Source organism: Blastococcus mobilis, from assembly GCF_900188025.1.
Lineage (GTDB): Bacteria > Actinomycetota > Actinomycetes > Mycobacteriales > Geodermatophilaceae > Blastococcus_B > Blastococcus_B mobilis.
Genome location: NZ_FZNO01000007.1, coordinates 1 through 19,269 on the forward strand (window position 1 = coordinate 1; position 19,269 = coordinate 19,269).

The 19,269-nt window shown below is 72.0% G+C and carries 23 protein-coding genes; all 23 read right to left on the reverse strand.

Features of this window, described 5'->3' with window-relative positions; genetic code table 11:
- Positions 1-671: 671 nt before the first annotated feature.
- The 23 genes from CHB94_RS25050 to CHB94_RS07855 all read right to left on the reverse strand — a co-directional run bounded on the left by CHB94_RS25050 (position 672) and on the right by CHB94_RS07855 (position 19,207).
- The gene (locus tag CHB94_RS25050) at positions 672-812 is read right to left on the reverse strand and encodes a hypothetical protein (protein WP_176445461.1); all 141 of its coding nucleotides are present in this window, start codon (positions 810-812) and stop codon (positions 672-674) included.
- A complete protein-coding gene (locus CHB94_RS25055; RefSeq protein WP_176445462.1) occupies positions 809-976 on the reverse strand; it encodes a hypothetical protein in 168 nt (55 codons plus the stop codon). Before CHB94_RS25055 ends, CHB94_RS25050 begins: the two co-directional genes overlap by 4 nt.
- On the reverse strand, positions 973-2,382 hold the full coding sequence (locus CHB94_RS07755) for a recombinase family protein (RefSeq protein WP_089336020.1): 1,410 nt from the start codon (positions 2,380-2,382) through the stop codon (positions 973-975). The genes CHB94_RS25055 and CHB94_RS07755 overlap by 4 nt, the downstream gene beginning before the upstream one ends.
- Before the next feature lies 1 nt (position 2,383).
- Entirely contained in the window at positions 2,384-2,659 is a 276-nt protein-coding gene (locus tag CHB94_RS07760) for a magnesium chelatase domain-containing protein (RefSeq protein ID WP_254920482.1), read from the reverse strand.
- Positions 2,656-3,015, reverse strand: coding sequence for a YraN family protein (locus tag CHB94_RS07765; protein WP_089336021.1), 360 nt, complete (start codon positions 3,013-3,015; stop codon positions 2,656-2,658). Before CHB94_RS07765 ends, CHB94_RS07760 begins: the two co-directional genes overlap by 4 nt.
- A gap of 86 nt (positions 3,016-3,101) precedes the next feature.
- Positions 3,102-3,422, reverse strand: coding sequence for a DUF2469 domain-containing protein (locus CHB94_RS07770; protein ID WP_089336022.1), 321 nt, complete (start codon positions 3,420-3,422; stop codon positions 3,102-3,104).
- Positions 3,419-4,171, reverse strand: a complete 753-nt coding sequence (locus tag CHB94_RS07775) for a ribonuclease HII (protein ID WP_089336023.1) — start codon at positions 4,169-4,171, stop codon at positions 3,419-3,421. The genes CHB94_RS07770 and CHB94_RS07775 overlap by 4 nt, the downstream gene beginning before the upstream one ends.
- Before the next feature lie 117 nt (positions 4,172-4,288).
- On the reverse strand, positions 4,289-5,038 hold the full coding sequence (locus CHB94_RS07780; protein WP_176445464.1) for a LuxR C-terminal-related transcriptional regulator: 750 nt from the start codon (positions 5,036-5,038) through the stop codon (positions 4,289-4,291).
- A gap of 232 nt (positions 5,039-5,270) precedes the next feature.
- Entirely contained in the window at positions 5,271-6,218 is a 948-nt protein-coding gene (gene lepB, locus CHB94_RS07785; RefSeq protein ID WP_089336025.1) for a signal peptidase I, read from the reverse strand.
- A gap of 67 nt (positions 6,219-6,285) precedes the next feature.
- A complete protein-coding gene (gene rplS, locus CHB94_RS07790; protein WP_089336026.1) occupies positions 6,286-6,642 on the reverse strand; it encodes a 50S ribosomal protein L19 in 357 nt (118 codons plus the stop codon).
- Between the two features lie 147 nt (positions 6,643-6,789).
- On the reverse strand, positions 6,790-7,287 hold the full coding sequence (locus CHB94_RS07795; protein WP_089336027.1) for an NUDIX hydrolase: 498 nt from the start codon (positions 7,285-7,287) through the stop codon (positions 6,790-6,792).
- Positions 7,284-8,021 (reverse strand): tRNA (guanosine(37)-N1)-methyltransferase TrmD, encoded by a 738-nt coding sequence (gene trmD, locus CHB94_RS07800; RefSeq protein WP_089336028.1) that lies wholly within the window; start codon positions 8,019-8,021, stop codon positions 7,284-7,286. Before trmD ends, CHB94_RS07795 begins: the two co-directional genes overlap by 4 nt.
- Positions 8,022-8,076: 55 nt before the next feature.
- Positions 8,077-8,622 carry a ribosome maturation factor RimM gene (gene rimM, locus CHB94_RS07805; protein ID WP_089336029.1) on the reverse strand — a complete coding sequence of 182 codons (546 nt, stop codon included), beginning with the start codon at positions 8,620-8,622 and terminating at the stop codon, positions 8,077-8,079.
- Positions 8,623-8,633: 11 nt separating this feature from the next.
- Positions 8,634-8,870, reverse strand: a complete 237-nt coding sequence (locus CHB94_RS07810; protein ID WP_089336030.1) for an RNA-binding protein — start codon at positions 8,868-8,870, stop codon at positions 8,634-8,636.
- A 3-nt stretch (positions 8,871-8,873) separates the two neighbouring features.
- Complete coding sequence (rpsP, locus tag CHB94_RS07815; RefSeq protein ID WP_089336031.1) at positions 8,874-9,353, reverse strand: 30S ribosomal protein S16; 480 nt, start codon at positions 9,351-9,353, stop codon at positions 8,874-8,876.
- Between the two features lie 285 nt (positions 9,354-9,638).
- Positions 9,639-9,980, reverse strand: coding sequence for a ribonuclease E inhibitor RraB (locus tag CHB94_RS07820; protein ID WP_089336032.1), 342 nt, complete (start codon positions 9,978-9,980; stop codon positions 9,639-9,641).
- A 48-nt stretch (positions 9,981-10,028) separates the two neighbouring features.
- Positions 10,029-11,777, reverse strand: coding sequence for a proline--tRNA ligase (locus tag CHB94_RS07825; RefSeq protein ID WP_089336163.1), 1,749 nt, complete (start codon positions 11,775-11,777; stop codon positions 10,029-10,031).
- A gap of 114 nt (positions 11,778-11,891) precedes the next feature.
- Positions 11,892-12,974, reverse strand: a complete 1,083-nt coding sequence (locus tag CHB94_RS07830) for an amidohydrolase family protein (protein WP_254920483.1) — start codon at positions 12,972-12,974, stop codon at positions 11,892-11,894.
- Complete coding sequence (ffh, locus tag CHB94_RS07835) at positions 12,971-14,554, reverse strand: signal recognition particle protein (RefSeq protein WP_089336033.1); 1,584 nt, start codon at positions 14,552-14,554, stop codon at positions 12,971-12,973. The genes CHB94_RS07830 and ffh overlap by 4 nt, the downstream gene beginning before the upstream one ends.
- Positions 14,555-14,717: 163 nt before the next feature.
- On the reverse strand, positions 14,718-14,909 hold the full coding sequence (locus CHB94_RS07840; RefSeq protein WP_089336034.1) for a hypothetical protein: 192 nt from the start codon (positions 14,907-14,909) through the stop codon (positions 14,718-14,720).
- 77 nt (positions 14,910-14,986) lie between these two features.
- A complete protein-coding gene (locus tag CHB94_RS07845) occupies positions 14,987-17,440 on the reverse strand; it encodes a [protein-PII] uridylyltransferase (RefSeq protein ID WP_254920484.1) in 2,454 nt (817 codons plus the stop codon).
- Between the two features lie 67 nt (positions 17,441-17,507).
- Positions 17,508-17,846, reverse strand: a complete 339-nt coding sequence (locus CHB94_RS07850) for a P-II family nitrogen regulator (protein ID WP_089336035.1) — start codon at positions 17,844-17,846, stop codon at positions 17,508-17,510.
- A complete protein-coding gene (locus CHB94_RS07855) occupies positions 17,843-19,207 on the reverse strand; it encodes an ammonium transporter (protein ID WP_089336036.1) in 1,365 nt (454 codons plus the stop codon). The genes CHB94_RS07850 and CHB94_RS07855 overlap by 4 nt, the downstream gene beginning before the upstream one ends.
- Positions 19,208-19,269: the final 62 nt, after the last annotated feature.

Here is a 19,269-nt window from a genome sequence, read left to right on the forward strand (position 1 = left end):
CCACCCGCTACGACAAGCTCGCCGTCCGCTACGAGGCCACCGTCCAGATCAGCGACATCGACATCTGGCTGCGCGACCTTTCAAACAGGGCCTAGGCCGCCGAAGGGCTCCCCCCGGCCAGGCGCGGCGCAGGCGCTGGACAACTTGTGCGGCAGCCCGGCCACCGCAGACCGGCGCAGCCCTGAAGAAGTACTGGGGAGTAACTGGAGAAGGCACGTGGCGCGGACGAGACGAGCTGACGGCACACGCGCGGCGCTGACACGGCCGACCCATCACGGAGCCCGACTGGAGAGCAACCGGAACAACAGGACCCAGGCTTCCGCCATGAGACCCGCAACCGGTCGTCGCGGGCTGTGCTCCCGCAAACAATCGGGCCTCCGCTACGGTCCTGGTGCCCGATGACCCGGGCCATGCAGCCACGGACCGTCGCAAGGAAACGGCAGGATGAGCCGCTAGCCATCGCTCGGGTTCGGGACTACCTCGGCACAGAAGAACGGCTCAACCGCCGGGCCGGCGTCTCCTCGCTCAGCGGCGACCGTGCAGATGACGACCCCAGACTCACGAGCGTCTGCCACGCGCTGGCCGAAGCCCGGCGAGTGGAGCAGTTCGAGGATCACATCCGCCGAGTCGTGGACGCGGCGCCGCCTCTAACCGCTGAGCAGCGCGACAAGCTAGCCCTGCTGCTCCGCGCAAGCTACGGCTGACCAGCTCACGCCGCCACCGGCGTCGACCCCGACGTAGACCAGGACGATCACCCACCGTTCCGTGGACGGCGCCAAGCCGCCCACCAGCCGGGTCAGCAGCGCGATCAACTGGTGCGCCGCATGATGCCCGACTCGCGGTGCCCCTGCGCGGCGGTGCGCGTGTACCGCTCCGTCGAACGGCCTTGACCGATGTGCACGTAGTCGGGGACGGCGACGCGCCGATACGGATGCGAGGGGTCGTCGCAGAGAATGAAGAGCTTCTCGATGCTCACGACGTCCTCCACGCGATCTCGATGCCGCGAGGGTCGAAGTAGGAATCCCCAGGCCGCCAACCGGGCGGGCGACCCCGGCGGGTTCGGTGGACGGTCACGCACATGAGGGTGTCGAGGATGGCCCGACGCCGCGACAAATCGAGGATGGGCCAGATTTCGGCCGCGTCCCCGCCGACTACTCCGTCGAGCACTGACGCGCCGGCGGCTGCGGCGAGCTGCCGATCCAGATCTTCGAGTTGTGATCTCAGGGTGGCGGAGCCGCGCTCCATCTGCTGCCCGGTGATGTGACCGGCTGCGAAGCGGTCGACGAGCTCATCCAGTCGGGCCTGGATCGCGAGCCGCTCAACGTGGAGGTCGGTCGTATCCACGGTCGTCGGCGTTCGAGCCAGGTCCGCCGCGTCGGGTCGGGACAGCCGTTCGATGAGGATGTGCTCGACGAAGTCATCGAGCGGTTCGCAGCGACGCACGACATGCGCGCCCTGTTCGCACCGGTAGGCCGGTGCGTGTCCCCGACCCAGGCCGCCCGTCCCTGCCGTGGTTGCCCGCAGGGCGGCGCCGCAGATCCCACACAGGTACAGGCCTCCCCCGAGCCACCTACGGGCGTTTCCGGTCGTCGTGCGGCGGCTGACGTCCGACAGCATGGCCCGCACGGCCTGCCACAACGGCTCCTCGACGATCGCGGGCCACCCGGCCCTGCCCACCACCTCGCCGCGGTGCTCCATCAGTCCGGCGTTCCGGGGACGCGCCAGCAGCTTTCGCACCTCGGTCGGCTTCCAGACACCACCCGTCGAGGTCGTGATGCCGCGGGCGTTCCAGTCGCGGGCGATGGCGTGGAGACTCATTCCAGCCAGCAGGTCGTCGGTCACCCGGCGGATCTCGGCCGCCTCGCTTTTGCGGATCGTGACCCCGTCCGCCTCGTAGCCGAACGGACGCCGGCCACCCTTCCACCGACCGGACGTCGCCGCCTGCAGCTTTGCCGCCTGCTGGCGCTCGATCAGGTGCTCGACCTCGTATCGGCCGGCGCTGCCGAGCATCCGGGCCACCATCCGACCGGACGGTGTCGCGAGGTCCAGCGGCCCGGCCTTCACGGTCTGCGTGATGACGCCGCGGGGGTCGCAGACATCGATGTAGTGCTCGAGCTCAACCGGTCGGCGGTGCAGCCGGTCGGTATGCCATACGACGACGGCGTCGGCGCGCCCTTCCTCGAGGTCGTCGAGAAGGGCGCGATACCCCGGACGCGGCTTCGCAGAGTAGGCGGAGAGGTCGTTGTCACTGTGGTGGCCGATAATCTTCCAGCCGAGCCGCTCGGCCAGGTCCATGCAGTCCTGGCGCTGCCGATCCACGCCGAGTCCGGCGCCCTCCCGGTCCCTGCTCATCCGCGTGTAGATGACCGCTCGACGGCGCATGCTAGAAGCGTCCCACCGACAACATTGACAGGTCGAAGCCGCTCCCCTGCTTGGGCATCGACGCCGGCGACAGACCGATGGTGATCCGCCGCTGCGGAAAGCTTGCTCCGGCGTTGACGACCGCTGCGCGGACCCGGTCGACCGACTGGCGGACCACCGCGTCGGGAAGGCCGACCAGCGCCACGTGCGGCACGCCGGCGGCCATGTCGACCTCGACCTCGACCATGGCGCCGTGCACCCCTGCGAGGCCCACCGACCAGGTGCGGGCGAGGGTCACGGGAACGCCGCCCGGAGGTGCGTGACCAGCGCCGGCCGGGACGGGCGCACGAGCACCCCGACGACGTCGAAGCGCAGCTCCGGCGCGTGCTCGTCGTGCGCCGCCAGCCACCGCTGGGCGAGGGTGCGCAGACGACGCTGCTTGGTGCGGGTGACCGCCTCGACCGGATGGCCGTAGCCGACCCCGCGCCGCGTCTTGACCTCGCAGAAGACGAGGGCGTCCCCGTCGCGGGCGACGATGTCGAGCTCACCCTCGCGGCAGCGCCAGTTCCGGTCCAGCACGCGGAAGCCGCGGTCGGTGAGATAGGAGACGGCGATCCGCTCGCCATGGACGCCGAGATCGGTGGATGTGGACACCCACCGACGGTCGCCCGTGCCGGGCCGTCAGGACAGCGGCGGCGACGATCTGTGGACGCCGCCCGGCACTGTGGACGGCCGGCCGGCTAGGGCAGCCGCGGGTTGTCCGGCAGCTCCAGATCGGGCTTGTCGAGCTCCTCGACGTTGACGTCCTTGAACGTCAGCACCCGCACGTTGCGCACGAAGCGCGCCGGCCGGTACATGTCCCAGACCCAGGCGTCGGAGAGCTTGAGCTCGAAGTAGACCTCTCCCCCGGCCTCGCGCACCTGGAGATCGACGGAGTTCGCCAGGTAGAACCGTCGCTCGGTCTCCACCACGTAGGTGAACTGACGGACGATGTCCCGGTACTCCCGATAGAGCTGCAGCTCCATCTCGGTCTCGTACTTCTCGAGATCCTCGGTGCTCATCGAACCTCTCCGGGCACTGGACTCATGGGCCCATCATCGACCATGCCGCCCGGGCGGGGCAGCCGACCCACCCGCGCGGCGTGCGCGTCGCGCGCCCGAGCCACGTTCACGAAGCGCATGCGGTGCTCGGGGCAGGGCCCGTGCCGCTCCAGTGCCGCGCTGTGGACGTCGGTGATGTAGCCCTTGTGCCCGGCGAAGTCGTACTCGGGCCACCGCTCGTGCAGCTCGAGCATCATCCGGTCCCGGGTGACCTTGGCGAGCACCGAGGCGGCCGCGACGCAGGCCGCCACGCGGTCGCCCTTCCACACGGCCAGGCCGGGACGGGTCAGTCCGGGAACCGGGAAGCCGTCGGTCAGCACGTAGTCCGGAGAGGGATCGAGCGCGCAGACGGCTCGGCGCAGGGCCTCGATGTTGGTCACGTGCATACCACGGGCATCCAACTCGCCGACCGGGATGGCCACCACCGACCAGGACAGCGCCCGGTCGACGACCTCGTCGTACACCCGCTCGCGTGCGGCGGCGGTGAGGAGCTTGGAGTCGGCGAGGCCGGGGACGCGGCCACGGCGCCCGGACGGGAGCACGCAGGCGGCCGCCACCAGGGGGCCGGCACAGGCACCGCGGCCGGCCTCGTCGGCGCCGGCCACGACCTGGAAACCACGACGGCGCAGGGATCGCTCCATGTCCCAGAGGGCGCCGGAGCGGTCCTCGTCGGCGAGCGTGCGGCCGGAGGGGGCGGATCTGAGGGCCATCGTCGTCCGACAGTACGACGGCCCGGGCCGGGATCGCCGACCGGACACCCGGCCCCGGAACGGCAGAACGGGCCGGCCCCGAGGGGTCGGCCCGTTCTGCCGGAGAAGATGCCGGGATCAGATCTCGGCGAGCCCCAGGTCGGGGCTGGTCAGCTCCGCCTCCGCCGGTCCGGCCGAGGACAGGCCGTGGGCACCGCAGGTGCAGCCGGGCTGGCGGTTGGACAGGACCAGCGAGACCGCGTGCGCCCGGTCACGGGCCCCCAGCTTGCGCAGGATCGCCTTGACGTGGGACTTGACGGTGTCCTCGCTGATGAAGAGGTTCCGTCCGATCTGCCGGTTGGACTGCCCCAGCAGCAGCTCGTCCAGCACGTCGGACTCGCGCCGGGTGAGCGGCACCTCCGGCGTGAAGGGCTTGGCGACCGGGAGGGTCGACGGCTCGACGCGGCGGATCTGCGGGTCGACGACGGTCCGGCCCGCACGGGCGGCCAGGATCGCCCAGCCGAGCAGCGTCGGCGAGGTGTTGATCATCAGGTAGCCGCGGACACCGGCGGCGAGGGCCTCGTTCACGACCGAGGAGTCCTCGGAGGTGGCGAGGGCGACGATCGCGACACGGGGGAAGCGGCGCCGCAGGTCGCGGCAGGCGTTGAGGGTCGCGGCGCGACCGGAGCCGAGCTCGACGACGACGGCGTCGGGGCGGGCCGACTCGACCAGCGTGAGGGCGCGACGCAGTTCGCCGGGCGTACCCACCGACTGCATGCCGGCCGTCTCGTTGATCATGCTGACCAGACCGCGACGCAGGACGGGCGCGTCGGCGAGGAGAAGCACGCGGGTGACCCCGCGGGCGGTGCTCGCCATAGGTGCAGACACAACTGACTCCGTTTCGACTCCGGGAACTAGCAATGTCTCCATCGGAAGGGTGAAACGGTTGCTTGAACGCTTTTCGACATTTTCTTCGCCGCTGTTTCCGGATCGGTAATGGCACGACCGCTGTCCCATCCGTAACAGCGAAACGGTCCGGAACAGCACATGCGACGACGCACACCCGGGCGAGGAGCGTGCTGGGCAGGAGGAACGGCTGGGAGAACGCAGCGCAAGAGGGTCAGTCGCCGGAGGGACGGCGCCGGCGCCGCCAGGCGGCCACCGGGACTGCGCCCGCCAGGCCGATCGCCCACGGCGCCACCGTCGACGCCGCGACCGTCGAGACGGTCACCCCCGAGGGGGCTGCCGCCGCGGCCTCGGCGCCCTGGATGTCGGGTGAGTCGAGGAGCCCGAACCGGCTGACCGGCCAGACGATCAGCGCGGCCTTGCCGATGACGTCGTCGACACCGATCGTGCCGCCGTACTCGTCGCCGACGTGCGATCTGGAGTCGGCCGAGGCCGAGCGGTGGTCGCCCATCACCCAGAGCCGCCCCTCCGGAACGGTCACCGGGCCGAACGCCCGCGACTCGAGCGGAGTGTTCTCGAAGATGTAGGGCTCGTCGAGGGGCTCACCGTCGACGGTCACGCGGCCCTCGGCGTCACAGCACTGCACGGTCTGGCCCTCGACGGCGATCACGCGCTTGACGAAGTCGTCCTCGCCGGGCGGCGCCACCCCGACCGCCCGACCCAGCCAGAGCAGGGCGCCGGTGACCCAGTTCTCCGGCTGGGCGACGGCGATCTCGGGCGTCCAGGTGTCAGGCCCCTTGAAGACGACGACGTCGCCGGGCTCCGGCTCGCCGAACCAGTAGGGCACCTTGTTGACCAGCACACGGTCGCCGGTGCACCCGGCGCAGCCGTGCAGCGTCTGCTCCATCGACCCGGAGGGGATGAAGAACGCCTGGACGAAGAAGGTCTTGACCACCAGGGCCAGCACGAACGCGACGAGCAGGAGCACCGGCAGCTCGCGCAGCAGGGAGCCCTTCTTGGCCGACGCCTCCCGACGGGCGCGCCGGGACCTCCTGCCGGTCGCTGCCTGCCGCGACAGGGAGTCGTCCCGGTGCGGGCCTTCGTCCCTTCGGTCATCCCCAGGAACGACGTCGGCGGGCCCCCCGGGCCGATCACTGCTCATCGAAGGCAGCGTACGGCGCGGGGGACCCGCCGGGACGACAGCCGACCGGAACCGGCGGTCAGGCGTGTCAGCGCGAGACGACGTCGCGCTTCTCCTTGATCTTGGCGGCCTTGCCGCGCAGCTCGCGGAGGTAGTACAGCTTGGCGCGGCGCACGTCACCGCGGGTGACGACCTCGATCTTCTCGACGACCGGGGTGTGCACCGGGAAGGTGCGCTCCACGCCGACGCCGAAGCTCACCTTGCGCACGGTGAAGGTCTCGCGGATGCCGCCACCCTGACGACGGATGATGACGCCCTGGAAGACCTGGATGCGGGAGCGGTTGCCCTCGACCACGCGCACGTGCACCTTGACGGTGTCCCCCGGGCGGAACTCGGGGATGTCGTCGCGCAACGAGTCGGCGTCGAGTGCGTCCAGGGTGTTCATCTCGGCAGTCCTCAGTCTCAGATGGCTCGTTCTCGGTGCGGACAGCGGAACGCCCCGGCTGTCCGGTCCCGGGGAGCTGCGGCTCCTGTGGAGAGCTCCCACCGGCGGTGCCGGAGGTCTGCAGCAGCTCTCTACTGTGCCACATCTTCAGAGAACGACGCGCGGCGGCCCTGCCCACGGGCCGGCGAGCAGCTCCGGCAGCCGGTCGGCGAGATCCCCGGGAGCGAAGACCTCCGTGCTGGTCGCGATCTCCTCGGCCGACCACCAGCGGTGCGGTTCCTCCCCCAGCACCTCCAGCTCGGTGCGCCCGGCGGGATCCACCTCGTGCACGACGTCCCGGAGGACGAAGAAGGTCTCCCGGGAGTCGATGTCGACCCCGGCGAAGGCGCCGAGGTGTCGGCGCAGCCAGACCGGGCCTTCCAGGGCCGAGGGCGGAACGACCAGGCCGATCTCCTCGGCCAGCTCCCGGACGGCGGCCTCGCGCAGGCTCTCGCCGTCCTCCACACCCCCGCCAGGCGTGTACCAGAACAGGACGTCGCCCGGCGGCAGTGCCGGATCGGTCAGCCGGGCGCCCAGCAGCAACACGCGCCCGGCGGGGTCGATGACCACCACCCGGGCCGTGGGCCGCACCCAGGGGCGGTTCATGGGAGGTCCAGGGCGGCCCGTTCGGCGTCGGTGAGCCCGTGCTCGGGCAGGGCGGCGAGCAGATCCGGCCGCCGGGTCGCGGTGCGCCGCAGCGACTCCGCACGCCGCCAGCGCGCGATGGCGGCGTGATCACCCGACAGCAGGACCGGCGGCACGTCGAGGCCCCGCCAGTTCGCCGGCCGGGTGTAGGACGGCCCCTCGAGCAGACCGTCGGCGTGCGAGTCGAACTCCACGGACTCCCGGTTGCCCACGACCCCGGGCAGCAGCCGGGTGACGGCCTCGACCATCACCAGGACGGCGGACTCCCCGCCGGCGAGCACGTAGTCGCCGATGGAGACCTCGGACACCGGACCGGCGTCGGCGGCCCAGTCGGCCACCCGCTGGTCGATGCCCTCGTAGCGGCCGCAGGCGAAGACCAGGCCGGGCTCGGCCGCCCACTCGGCGGCCATCGCCTGGGTGAAGGGCCGGCCGGCAGGCGTCGGCACGACCAGGCGGGTCCCGGGTGGGCGGACGGCCTCCAGCGCCAGCGCCCACGGCTCGGGCTTCATGACCATGCCGGGGCCCCCGCCGTAGGGGGCGTCGTCGACGGTGCGGTGCACGTCGTCGGTCCACTCCCGCAGGTCGTGCACGCCGATGGCCACGAGGCCGCGCTCGGCGGCCTTGCCGAGCAGCGACTGCCGCAGGGGCGCCAGGTACTCGGGGAAGATGGTGATGACGTCGACGCGGTAGGTCACGACGTCACCCGCCGGTTCGCTCCCGCCCGGCGGAGCCGGCCGATCACAGGGCCGCTCACAGGTCGAGCAGCCCCTCGGGTGGGTCGACCACCAGGAAACCGCCGGCCAGGTCGACCGCGGGCACGATCGCCGAGACGAACGGGATCAGCGCCTCGCCCCCCTGCGCGCGGCGCAGGACGAGCAGGTCCTGAGCTTCGTGGCGGACGGCGGTGACCTCGCCGACGACCGAGCCGTCGGGCAGCCGCGCGGACAGGCCGACCAGCTGGTGGTCGTAGTAGGAGTCCGGGTCCTCGATCACCGGGAGATCGGCGACCGGGACCAGCAAGAGGGTGTTGCGGAGGGCGTCGACGTCCTCGCGGGTGCCGTAGACCTCGCCGGACGGCGCGGCCACCTGCAGCAGCAGCGTGCCGCTGTGCCACCGCTTGTCGACGACGGTCAGCGGGCCGCGCTGCGGTGGGTCGGTCAGCAGCACCGTGCCGGGGGCGAACCGGTGGTCGGGGTCGTCGGTGCGCACCTCGACGGTGGCCAGACCACGGACACCGTGGGGCCGGCCGATGCGGCCGACCACCACGGTGTCGGTGTCGTGCGGAGTTCCCGGCAAGGGAGGTGTGCTCAGCGCCCGTCGGTGTCGACGACGTCGACCCGGAGGCCACGTCCGCCGACGCCGGTCATCACCTGGCGCAGCGCCTTGGCGGTGCGCCCGCCACGGCCGATGACCTTGCCGAGATCGTCGGGGTGCACCCGGATCTCGAGGGTCTTGCCGCGGCGGTTGGTGAGGAGATCGACGGTCACGTCTTCCGGATGGTCGACGATGCCCTTGACCAGGTGCTCGAGCGCGTCTTCGAGCACGTCTTACTCGGCAGGCGTCTCGGCGGGTGCGTCCGCGGCGGAGGCCTCGGGCGCAGCCTCGGCAGCCGGCGCCTCGTCGGCAGCGGCTGCCTTCTTCGGAGCGGCCTTCTTCTTGGCGGTGGTCGCCTCGGTGGTCGGCTCGTCCATGCCGGCGCGGACGGCGGCCTCGTAGAGGGCCTTCTTGTCCGGCTTCGGCTCGGCGACCTTCATCGGCGCGGGGGCCGGCTCGCCCTTGAACTTCTGCCAGTCACCGGTCACCCGGAAGATGGCGGCGACGGCCTCGGTCGGCTGAGCGCCGACGCCCAGCCAGTACTGCGCCCGCTCGGAGTCGACCTCGATGAAGGAGGGATCCTCCTTCGGGTGGTACTTGCCGATCGTCTCGATCGAGCGGCCGTCACGCTTGGTCCGGGCGTCGGCGACGACGATGCGGTAGTAGGGCGCGCGCATCTTGCCCAGGCGCATGAGCTTGATCTTGGTGGCCACGGTGGGTGGTGTACTCCTCGAACGCTGTGTGGTTGCTCGCCGGAGCGGCGTGTGGGGGTACGCCGGGGCGGAGCGATGGACACGGCCGGAAACGGTGAGAGGGCCGCCACCGCCGTGTTCGACCGACCATGATGCCAGATCACCGGAGAGGAGCTGCGGCCAGGAGCGGTCCGCTGCACCACATCGAGCTGCGGGGGCCCGATCTCGCCAGCGCCGAGCTGTCCTGGCGGACGCCGATGGGCTACGAGGTGGAACCGGTCGCGGAGCAGCCTGACGACGGAACCGTCACGCGTCCTCGGTGACCAGGAAGCCGCTCCACCCGTCATAGGTGCCGCCGTGGCGGTCGACGACGCCGACGACCTCGCGGGTGAACGCCGCGGCCGACTCGTGGTCGACCGGAATCTCCTTGCCGAATGCCAGCCAGACGGTGAGCCAGCGGCGGCGGAGGCCGTCGATCTCGTACCCCAGACCCTCGAGCTCGCCTGCGGCCGCGAGTGCGGCCGACCGCGACGGGAACCCGGACAGGTGGTCGAGCCGCCGGGGCCGGTGCACCTGGTCGCCGTAGCCGAGGTTCACCTCGACCAGCTCGGCGGTGGACCGCAGCTGGACGTCGATGTCGTTCGGCACGGACTCAGTCGACCACGCTCCGCCGCCATCCCTGCGGAGGCGACGCCGTCAGGAGCGGACGGCGGCGAGCACGCGGGCCCCGGCCTCGGCGACCGGCACCTCCTCGCGGTCCCCGGTCTTCCGGTCGCGCACCTCGATGACGCCCTCGGCCAGACCACGGCCGACGGTGACGATCGTCGGCATGCCGAGCAGCTCGGCGTCCTTGAACTTCACCCCCGGGCTGACCTTCGGCCGGTCGTCGTAGAGCACCGTCAGACCGGCGGCGACGAGCTCGGTGGCCAGCGCCTCCGCGGCCTCGAACACGGCGGCATCCTTGCCCGTGGCGACGACGTGCACGTCGGCGGGCGCCACCTCGCGGGGCCACACCAGGCCGAGCTCGTCGTGGGTGGACTCGGCGATCGCCGCGACGGCGCGGGAGACCCCGATGCCGTAGGAGCCCATGGTGACGGTGACCAGCTTGCCGTTCTCGTCGAGCACCTTGAGGTCGAGCGCCTCGGCGTACTTGCGGCCGAGCTGGAAGATGTGCCCCATCTCCACGCCTCGGGCCAGCTCCAGCGGGCCGGAGCCGTCGGGGGCGGGATCGCCCGGCAGCACCTCGGCGGCCTCGATGACGCCGTCCCAGGTGAAGTCCCGGCCGGCCACGAGGTCGAACACGTGCTTGCCCGCCTCGTTGGCCCCGGTGATCCACCGGGTGCCGGGGACGACCCGCGGGTCGACCAGGTAACGGATCTTCGACTCGCTCTCGCTGCCGAGCACCTGCGGGCCGATGTAGCCCTTGACCAGGACGGGGTTGCCGGCGAAGTCGGTGAAGGGCTCGACCTCCGCGGGGGCCAGCTGGGCCTCCAGCCGCTTGGCGTCGACCTCGCGGTCACCGGGCAGGCCGATGACCAGCGGCTCCCGGCTGCCGTCGGGGTGCACCAGGCTGACGACGACGTTCTTCAGCGTCGAGGCGGCCGTGTACCCGGCGTCCGGGAACAGCTGCTGCGCGACGGCGACCAGCGTCTCGATGGTCGGGGTGTCCGGGGTGTCCTCGACGTGCGCCTCGGGCAGGCCGTCGAACGGGATCGCGTCGGGGACGACGGTCGACACCGCCTCCACGTTGGCCGCATAGCCGCCGGGCGAGCGGACGAAGGTGTCCTCGCCGATCGGCGTCGGGTGCAGGAACTCCTCGCTCTTGGAGCCGCCCATGGCGCCGGACATCGCCGAGACGATCACGTAGTCGAGGCCGAGCCGGTCGAAGATCTTGATGTAGGCGGCGCGGTGCGCGGCGTAGGAGCGGTCCAGCCCGGCGTCGTCGACGTCGAACGAGTAGCTGTCCTTCATCGTGAACTCGCGGCCGCGGAACAGCCCGGCCCGCGGCCGCGCCTCGTCCCGGTACTTGGTCTGGATCTGGTACAGCGAGACGGGCAGGTCCTTGTAGGAGCCGTAGAGGTCCTTCACGAGGAGCGTGAACATCTCCTCGTGGGTGGGGCCCAGCAGGAAGTCGTTGCCCCGGCGGTCCTTGAGCCGGAAGAGGTTGGGGCCGTACTCGGTCCACCGGTTGGTCGCCTCGTAGGGCTCCCGGGGCAGCAGCGCGGGGAAGTGCACCTCCTGCGCGCCCATCGCGTCCATCTCCTCGCGGACGATGCGCTCGACGTTGCGGAAGACGCGGAACCCCAGCGGCAGCCAGGTGAACCCACCGGGCGCGGCCCGGCGGATGTAGCCGCCGCGCGCGAGCAGCCGGTGGCTGGGCACCTCGGCATCGGCCGGATCGTCACGCAGGGTCCGCAGGAACAGGGTCGACATCCGCAACAGCACGATGCCCATTGTCGGGCTACCGCCCGACACCGCGGCCAGCGGGCCTCCCGCAGCTGCGACGAGCGTGTCCGCGCCGCCGCTCGGGAACCCTCCGGGCCCCACTCGCGAAGCGCCTTATCCGACGACCCGTCCGCGCAGGACCATCCGCTGCGGCCGGGCCAGGACATCGAGATCCGTCCGCGGGTCGCTGTCGTAGACCACGACGTCGGCCGGCGCGCCCTCCTCGATGCAGGGCAGGCCGAGCCAGGCTCGCGCTGACCAGGAGGCAGCGGCCAGCGCCGCCTCGGCCGGCAGGCCGGCGTGGTGCAGCGCGCGCACCTCGTCGGCGATGCGTCCGTGCCGGATCCCCCCGCCTGCGTCGGTGCCGGCGAAGACCGGCACCCCCGCATCGAACGCCGCGCGCACGACGGCGCCGGAGTTCGCGTACAGCTGCCGCATCGTGCTGGCGTAGGCGGGGAACTTCTTCTCCCCCGCGCTCGCGAAACCCGGGAAGTTCTCCACGTTGACCAGGGTGGGGACGACGGCGGTACCGCGGCGGGCCATCTCACCGATGAGCTCCTCGGTCAGGCCGGTGCCGTGCTCGATGCAGTCGATGCCCGCGGCGATCAGGTCCGGCAGCGCATCGGTGCCGAAGGTGTGCGCGGTGACCCGGGCGCCCGCGGCGTGCGCGGTCTCGATCGCCGCCTCCAACGCCGGACGCGGCCACTCCGGCGCCAGGTCGCCCGCGCCGCGGTCGATCCAGTCCCCGACCAGCTTGACCCAGCCGTCGCCCCGACCGGCCTGCACGCGCACCTCAGCGGCCAGGTCGTCGGGCTCCAGCTCGACGGCCAGGCCGGGGATGTAGCGCCGGCTGCGGGCGATGTGCCGTCCTGCCCGGATGATCCGGGGCAGGTCGGGCTCTTCGTCGAGGGCGCGGGTGTCGACCGGCGAGCCGCAGTCGCGCAGCGCCAGCACCCCGGCGGCGAGTTCGGCCAGCGCCTGGCCCCGCATGCCGTCGAGATCGGTCACGTGACCGCCGCCGGTCGCGATGCCGACGTGGCAGTGCGCGTCCACGAGGCCCGGCAGCAGCCAGCCGCCACGGCTGACCGTCTCCGCGCCCGGTACGGGTTCGAACGTGAACCGTCCCTCGCTCACCCACACATCGCGGTGCTCCCCCCCGGGGAGGACCACACCGGAGAGGTGCAGCGACGCGGTCACCGGCCCGGCCGGTCGTCCTTGAGCTGATCGAAGTTCAGCTTCGTGAGGTCGGGCAGCCCCTGACCGGGCGGGAACCCGGGCATGCCACCCGGCATGCCGCCGGGCAGACCGCCGAAGGGGTTGCCCGCGCCCGACGGGAGGCCGGGGGCGCCGACCGGCCGGCGGGCGGGACCGCCCTTCGCCTTGCCGCCCTTCCCCTTCTTGCCCTTCTTGGACTGCGCCTGCGTCTGCCGCCCGCGCTGCTTCTTCGACATGGGGCCCATGCCCGGGAGGCCCATGCTCCCGGCCATCTGGCTCATCATCTTCTGGGCCTGGGCGAACCGTTCGAGCAGCTGGTTGACGTCGGTGACGCTGACGCCGGAACCGTTGGCGATCCGCACCCGGCGCGAGGCGTTGATGATCTTGGAGTTGACCCGCTCCTCGGGCGTCATCGAGCGGATGATCGCCGCGGTGCGGTCGAGATCGCGATCGTCGACCTGCTTGAGCTGCTCCTTCATCGCCCCCGCACCGGGCAGCATGCCGAGCAGGTTGGCGATCGGGCCCATCTTGCGGATGGCCAGCATCTGCTCGAGGAAGTCCTCGAGGGTGAAGCCCTCGCGCGAGGCGAGCTTGCCGGCCATGCGCTCGGCCTGGTCGGCGTCGAAGGTCTTCTCGGCCTGCTCGATCAGGCTGAGCACGTCGCCCATGCCGAGGATGCGCGAGGCCATCCGCTCGGGGTGGAAGACGTCGAAGTCGGTGAGCTTCTCGCCGGTGGAGGCGAACATGATCGGCTGCCCGGTGACGTGCCGGACCGACAGGGCCGCACCACCGCGGGCGTCGCCGTCGAGCTTGGTGAGGACGACGCCGGTGAAGCCGACGCCGTCGCGGAAGGCCTCGGCCGTGGTGACGGCGTCCTGACCGATCATGGCGTCGACGACGAACAGCGTCTCGTCGGGCGAGACGGCGTCGCGGATGCCGGCGGCCTGGGCCATCAGCTCCGCGTCGATGCCCAGCCGACCGGCGGTGTCGACGACGACGACGTCGTGCATCGTGCGGCGGGCGTGCTCGATGGAGTCCGCGGCGACGCGGATCGGGTCACCGACACCGTTGCCCGGCTCCGGCGCGTAGACGTCGACCCCCGCCTGCCCGGCGACGACCGACAGCTGCTGCACGGCGTTGGGACGCTGCAGGTCGCAGGCCACGAGCAGCGGGGCGTGGCCCTGCTCCTTGAGCCAGCGGCCGAGCTTGCCGGCGAGGGTCGTCTTACCGGAGCCCTGCAGACCGGCGAGCATGATCACCGTCGGCGACTGCTTGGCCAGCCGGATGCGGCGCGTCTCGCCGCCGAGGATGGCGATGAGCTCCTCATTGACGATCTTGATGACCTGCTGCGCCGGGTTCAGCGCACCGGAGACCTCCGCGCCGCGGGCGCGCTCCTTGACCGAGGTGATGAAGGCCCGCACCACGGGCAGGGCGACGTCGGCCTCCAGCAGCGCGATGCGGATCTCGCGCGCGGTGGCGTCGATGTCGGCGTCGGTGAGCCGGCCCTTGCCACGCAGGCCGGTGAAGACCTTGTCCAGGCGGTCGGAGAGGGTCTCGAACACAGCACGTCCTCAGAAGTCGCGGGCACGGGCTCGCCGCGCCACCTGGCTCCTAGGCTACGGCCCCGTCCAGGGCACAGCCTCGCTGCAGGGGCCCACTGCGAGCATGCGACGCGTGGGGGCAGCGGGGTCCTTCCACGAGGGGCGGGGAGGACGGGGTCCTTCTTCAGGCGGCGTGCCGCTGGCGCACGACGTCGGCCACCAGGGACAGCTCGCCCATGACGACGGCCGCGCCGCACCCGGCGCACGCCCACTCGGGGCACTCGCCACCGTCATCGATGTGCCCGTCGACGCACGGGGGCTGCACGAACTCGGTGACCTCCCCGCACGGGGGGCAGGGCCACATCCGGCTGTCCATGGGTCTCCTCCGGTCAGGGGGACCGTTCCGTCCCGTCCTGCCGACGGTGACACGTGGTACTGACAGATCGCGGGAGCTCACCCCGGCGTGTCGGCCTTGCGGAGCTCCTTCGACGCACTCGCCCCGACGGTGGCCGCCACCAACGCCTCGTCCACCCGCGCGCGCTGGTCGGGCTCGACCGGCGAGCCGGAGGGGTTGCAGACGTAGAAGCAGTCGACCGCGTCCGCCCCGAGGGTCTCGATCCGGGCCGACGTCACGTCCAGGCCCTCCTCCGCGATCGCCGCGGTGAGCCGGTAGAGCAGCCCGGCCCGGTCGGTGGCGCGGACCTCGACGATCCCGGTCGCGGCACCGCTCACCTCGCCGTTGTGCCAGGAGATGCGCGGCGGCGCCGTCCGTCCACCGTTCTGCCGGTAGTCGGCCTCCCGCTGGCGCAGCCGGGCGGCCAGCGGCAGTGTGCCCTCCAGCGCGGCCCGCACGGCGTCGGCCAGGATCTCCGGCACCGGCGCACGACCGAACCGCGGGCGCACGGCGAAGACGCCGGTCGTGTAGCCGTTCTCCACCGACATCTTCGCCGCCCGGACGTCGAGCTGGTTCAGGGCCAGGACGCCCGCGCACGTGCTCAGCAGCCCGGACCGGTCGGGACCGCCGATGGTGACCTGCTGGCCGTCGGCGACGTCCTCGATCCCGACCGTCACCGCGCCCGCGGTCCCGGGGACGTCCAGCAGCCGGGCGGTGACCCGAGCCTCGGTCGGGTGCAGCACGGGCTCCAGCTCCGGTACCGGACCGCCGTTCAGCCTGCCCTGCACACGAGCCACCAGGGCAGCCACCAGGTGCGCCTTCCACGGCGACCAGGCCGAGCTGCTGGTGGCCGCCCCGTCGGCCTGGGCCAGGGCGTGCAACAGCTGCAGGACGGCGGGGTCGTTCCCGATGGTCGCCGCGACCCGGTCGATGGTCGCGGGGTCGTCGATGTCGCGCCGGGTCGCCGTCGCCGGCAGCAGCAGGTGGTGACGCACCAGCGTGGCGAGCGTGGCGACGTCGGCCTCCCCGAAGCCCATGCGTGCGCCGATCCCGGCCGCGATCGGCTCACCGACCACGCTGTGGTCGCCCGGCCAGCCCTTGCCGATGTCGTGGAGCAGCGCGGCCACCAGCAGGAGATCGGGGCGGTCGACGTCGTGGGTGAGCTCGGCGGCAGCCGCAGCGGCCTCCACCAGGTGGCGGTCGACGGTGAACCGGTGCCACGGATGCCGCTGGGGCAGCGAGCGGACCCGGTCCCACTCCGGCAGCAGGCGGGAGAGCAGCCCCTCCTGGTCCAGCTGCTCGATGACCGGAACAGCGGCACGCCCGCTGGCCAGCAGCCGCAGGAACGACCAGCGGACCTCCGCCGGCCACGGCTCGGGCACCGGCGGGCTGTGCACCGCGAGCACCTTGAGCGTGTACGGCGAGAGCAGCAGATCCGCCCGGGCGGCGGCGGCCGCCGCCCGCAGCAGAAGACCCGGATCCGCGGCCGGCCTGGCGCCCTGCGCCAGGACCACCTCGTCGCCCTGGCGGACGACGCCCTCGGCGAGCGGCTCACGACGCACCCGCCGGTACCGGCCACGCGGGCGGCGGACGAGTGCCGCCTCGACCCGGCGCCAGGTCTCGTCGACGACGAACGCCAGTCGCCGTCCCGCAAGGCTCACCTCGCGCAGCAGGGCATCCTCGTCGGCCAGGCCCAGGGCGACCGAGACCGGCCGCTGCTCCTGGCGGACGAGGACGTCGTGCGGCCGGCCGATGCGCCGGCGCAGCTCGTCACGGACGTCGAGCAGGAACGCGTACGCCCGCTCGAGCTCCGCGTCCGGCTCGTCGCCGAGCTGTGCCGCGGCGACGGCACGCAGGACCTGCCCCTCGCGGAGGCCGCCGTAGGCCTCCTTCAGGTCGGGCTCGAGCAGGAAGGCCAGCTCCCCCAGCCGGCGGGCGCGCTCCCGCCGGAGGTCCCGCAGCTGCGGCAGGAGCTTCGAGGCCGCCTGCCGCCAGCTGCCGAGAGTGGCCGCACGCAGCCGCGCGGCGAGGTCGGCGTCCCCTGCCACGAGCCGGGCGTCGAGGAGACCGAGGCCGGCCTTCACGTCCGTGGAGGCCACGGAGACCGCCTCGGGGATCGAGCGGACGGAGTGGTCCAGGCGGAGGCCGGTGTCCCAGATCGGGTACCAGAGGGCGTCGGCGACGGCCCCGATCTCCGACCGGCCCTCGTGCACGAGGACGAGGTCGAGGTCCCCGTACGGCGGCAGCTCCCGGCGACCGAGGCTGCCGACGGCGACGAGAGCGACGCCTTCGGTGCCGCTCTGCGGCGGAGGTCCCCCACTGCGCTGCCTGGGCGGTGGCGTGCCCGCCACCGCCTCCACCAGCAGACCGCCCAGCCAGGTGTCGACGGCCCGCACGCGCTCGGCTCGGCTCAGGCCCGGGAGCGCCTCGAGGTCCAGCACCACGTCCTCCTCGGAAGAACTGCACCGCCGCGGGAAGAACCGTCGCACCGGGGCGATGAGACGGGCTCCCACCCACCCCACCACCCCGGCCGACGGGATGCGCAGCCGCTCAGCGCGTCGGGATCACCGCGCCCGGGAACTACAGCGCGTCGTCCCCGCGCTCGCCGGTGCGGACGCGGACCATCTCGTCGATCGTCGTCACCCACACCTTGCCGTCACCGATCTGGCCCGTCGAGGCGGCCTCGACGACCGCATCGACGACGCGCGCGGCGTCGAGCTCGCTGACGACCACCTCGATGCGAACCTTGGGCACGAAGTCCACCTGGTACTCGGCGCCGCGGTAGACCTCGGTGTGGCCCCGCTGACGGCCGAAGCCCTGGACCTCGCTGACGGTCAGCCCCGCGATCCCGATCAGCTCGAGGGCGTTCTTGACGTCGTCGAGCTTGAACGGCTTGACGATGGCGGTGACGAGCTTCATGCCCGGACCCCTTCCGTGCTCCGGGCGATGCCCTCGGTTGATGTGGCGCGCACCTGGCCGGCCACTGGTGCAGCCGAACCGCTGCTGCCGAGCGAGGCGAAGTCGTAGCCGGACTCCGCGTGCACGACGTTGTCGATCCCGGTGACCTCGTCCTCCTCGGTGATCCGGAAGCCGATCGTCTTCTGGATGACGATGCCGATCACCAGCGTAAGGACGAAGGAGAAGACGAGGACGGCCAGTGCCCCGACGACCTGCCGCCAGAGCTGGTCGACGCTGCCGCCGAAGATCAGGCTCTCGACACCGGCAGGGGCGTCCGGATCGGCGAGGAAGCCGATGGCGACGGTGCCCCAGAGGCCACCGACCAGGTGGACGCCGACGACGTCGAGGGAGTCGTCGTAGCCGAGCGCGTACTTGAGGCCGACGGCGAGGGCGCACAGGACGCCGGCGATCACGCCGAGGATGACGGCACCGATCGGCGACACCGCCGAACAGGCCGGCGTGATCGCCACCAGACCGGCCACGACACCGGACGCGGCACCGAGCGAGGTCGAGTGACCGTCGCGCACCTTCTCCACCAGGAGCCAGCCGAGGGTGGCCGCGGCGGCCGCGGCCAGCGTGTTGACCCACGCCACGGCCGCGGTGTTGTTCGCGGCGAGCGCGGAACCGGCGTTGAAGCCGAACCAGCCGAACCACAGCAGCCCGGCACCGATCATCACCAGGGGCAGGTTGTGCGGGCGCATCGCCTCGCGACCGAAGCCCCGCCGCTTGCCCAGCACGATCGCGAGGGCGAGGCCCGCCGCACCGGCGTTGATGTGCACCGCGGTACCGCCGGCGAAGTCGATGGCCGCCAGGTCGTTGGCGATCCAGCCGCCGGTGTGGGTCACCGTGCCGTCCTCGTCGGTCAGGGTGAAGTCGAAGACCCAGTGCGCGACCGGGAAGTAGACGATCGTCGCCCAGATCCCGGCGAAGACCATCCAGGAGCCGAACTTGGCGCGGTCGGCGATGGCACCGGAGATCAGTGCGACGGTGATGATGGCGAACACCGCCTGGAAGCCGACGAACGCCATGGCCGGCAGGCCGCCCGCCTCGCCCGTGGTGTCCTCCATCAGCCCCGCGAGTCCGAAGAACTCCCCGGGGTTGCCGAGGAGACCGAGGCCGACGTCGTCGCCGAAGGCGACCGAGTAGCCGTAGACGACCCAGAGCACGCTGACGAGCGCCAGCGCCCCGAAGCTCATCATCATCATGTTGAGCACGCTCTTCGCGCGGACCATGCCGCCGTAGAAGAACGCGAGGCCTGGAGTCATCAGCAGCACGAGCCCGGCGCTGGTGAGGATCCAGGCGGTGTCGCCGGTGTTGACCACGGCAACCTCCTGAAGAGTTCTGGGCCGATGGCCGACCCGGGCCTGTCCGGTCGGCGTTCACC

Excerpts from the sequence above, each read along its gene's own strand:
- CHB94_RS07755 (WP_089336020.1), bottom strand. The coding sequence starts at position 2,382 with ATGCGCCGTCGAGCGGTCATCTACACGCGGATGAGCAGGGACCGGGAG.
- CHB94_RS07770 (WP_089336022.1), bottom strand. The coding sequence starts at position 3,422 with ATGAGCACCGAGGATCTCGAGAAGTACGAGACCGAGATGGAGCTGCAG.
- CHB94_RS07775 (WP_089336023.1), bottom strand. The coding sequence starts at position 4,171 with ATGGCCCTCAGATCCGCCCCCTCCGGCCGCACGCTCGCCGACGAGGAC.
- lepB (WP_089336025.1), bottom strand. The coding sequence starts at position 6,218 with ATGAGCAGTGATCGGCCCGGGGGGCCCGCCGACGTCGTTCCTGGGGAT.
- rplS (WP_089336026.1), bottom strand. The coding sequence starts at position 6,642 with ATGAACACCCTGGACGCACTCGACGCCGACTCGTTGCGCGACGACATC.
- CHB94_RS07795 (WP_089336027.1), bottom strand. The coding sequence starts at position 7,287 with ATGAACCGCCCCTGGGTGCGGCCCACGGCCCGGGTGGTGGTCATCGAC.
- CHB94_RS07840 (WP_089336034.1), bottom strand. The coding sequence starts at position 14,909 with ATGGACAGCCGGATGTGGCCCTGCCCCCCGTGCGGGGAGGTCACCGAG.
- CHB94_RS07850 (WP_089336035.1), bottom strand. The coding sequence starts at position 17,846 with ATGAAGCTCGTCACCGCCATCGTCAAGCCGTTCAAGCTCGACGACGTC.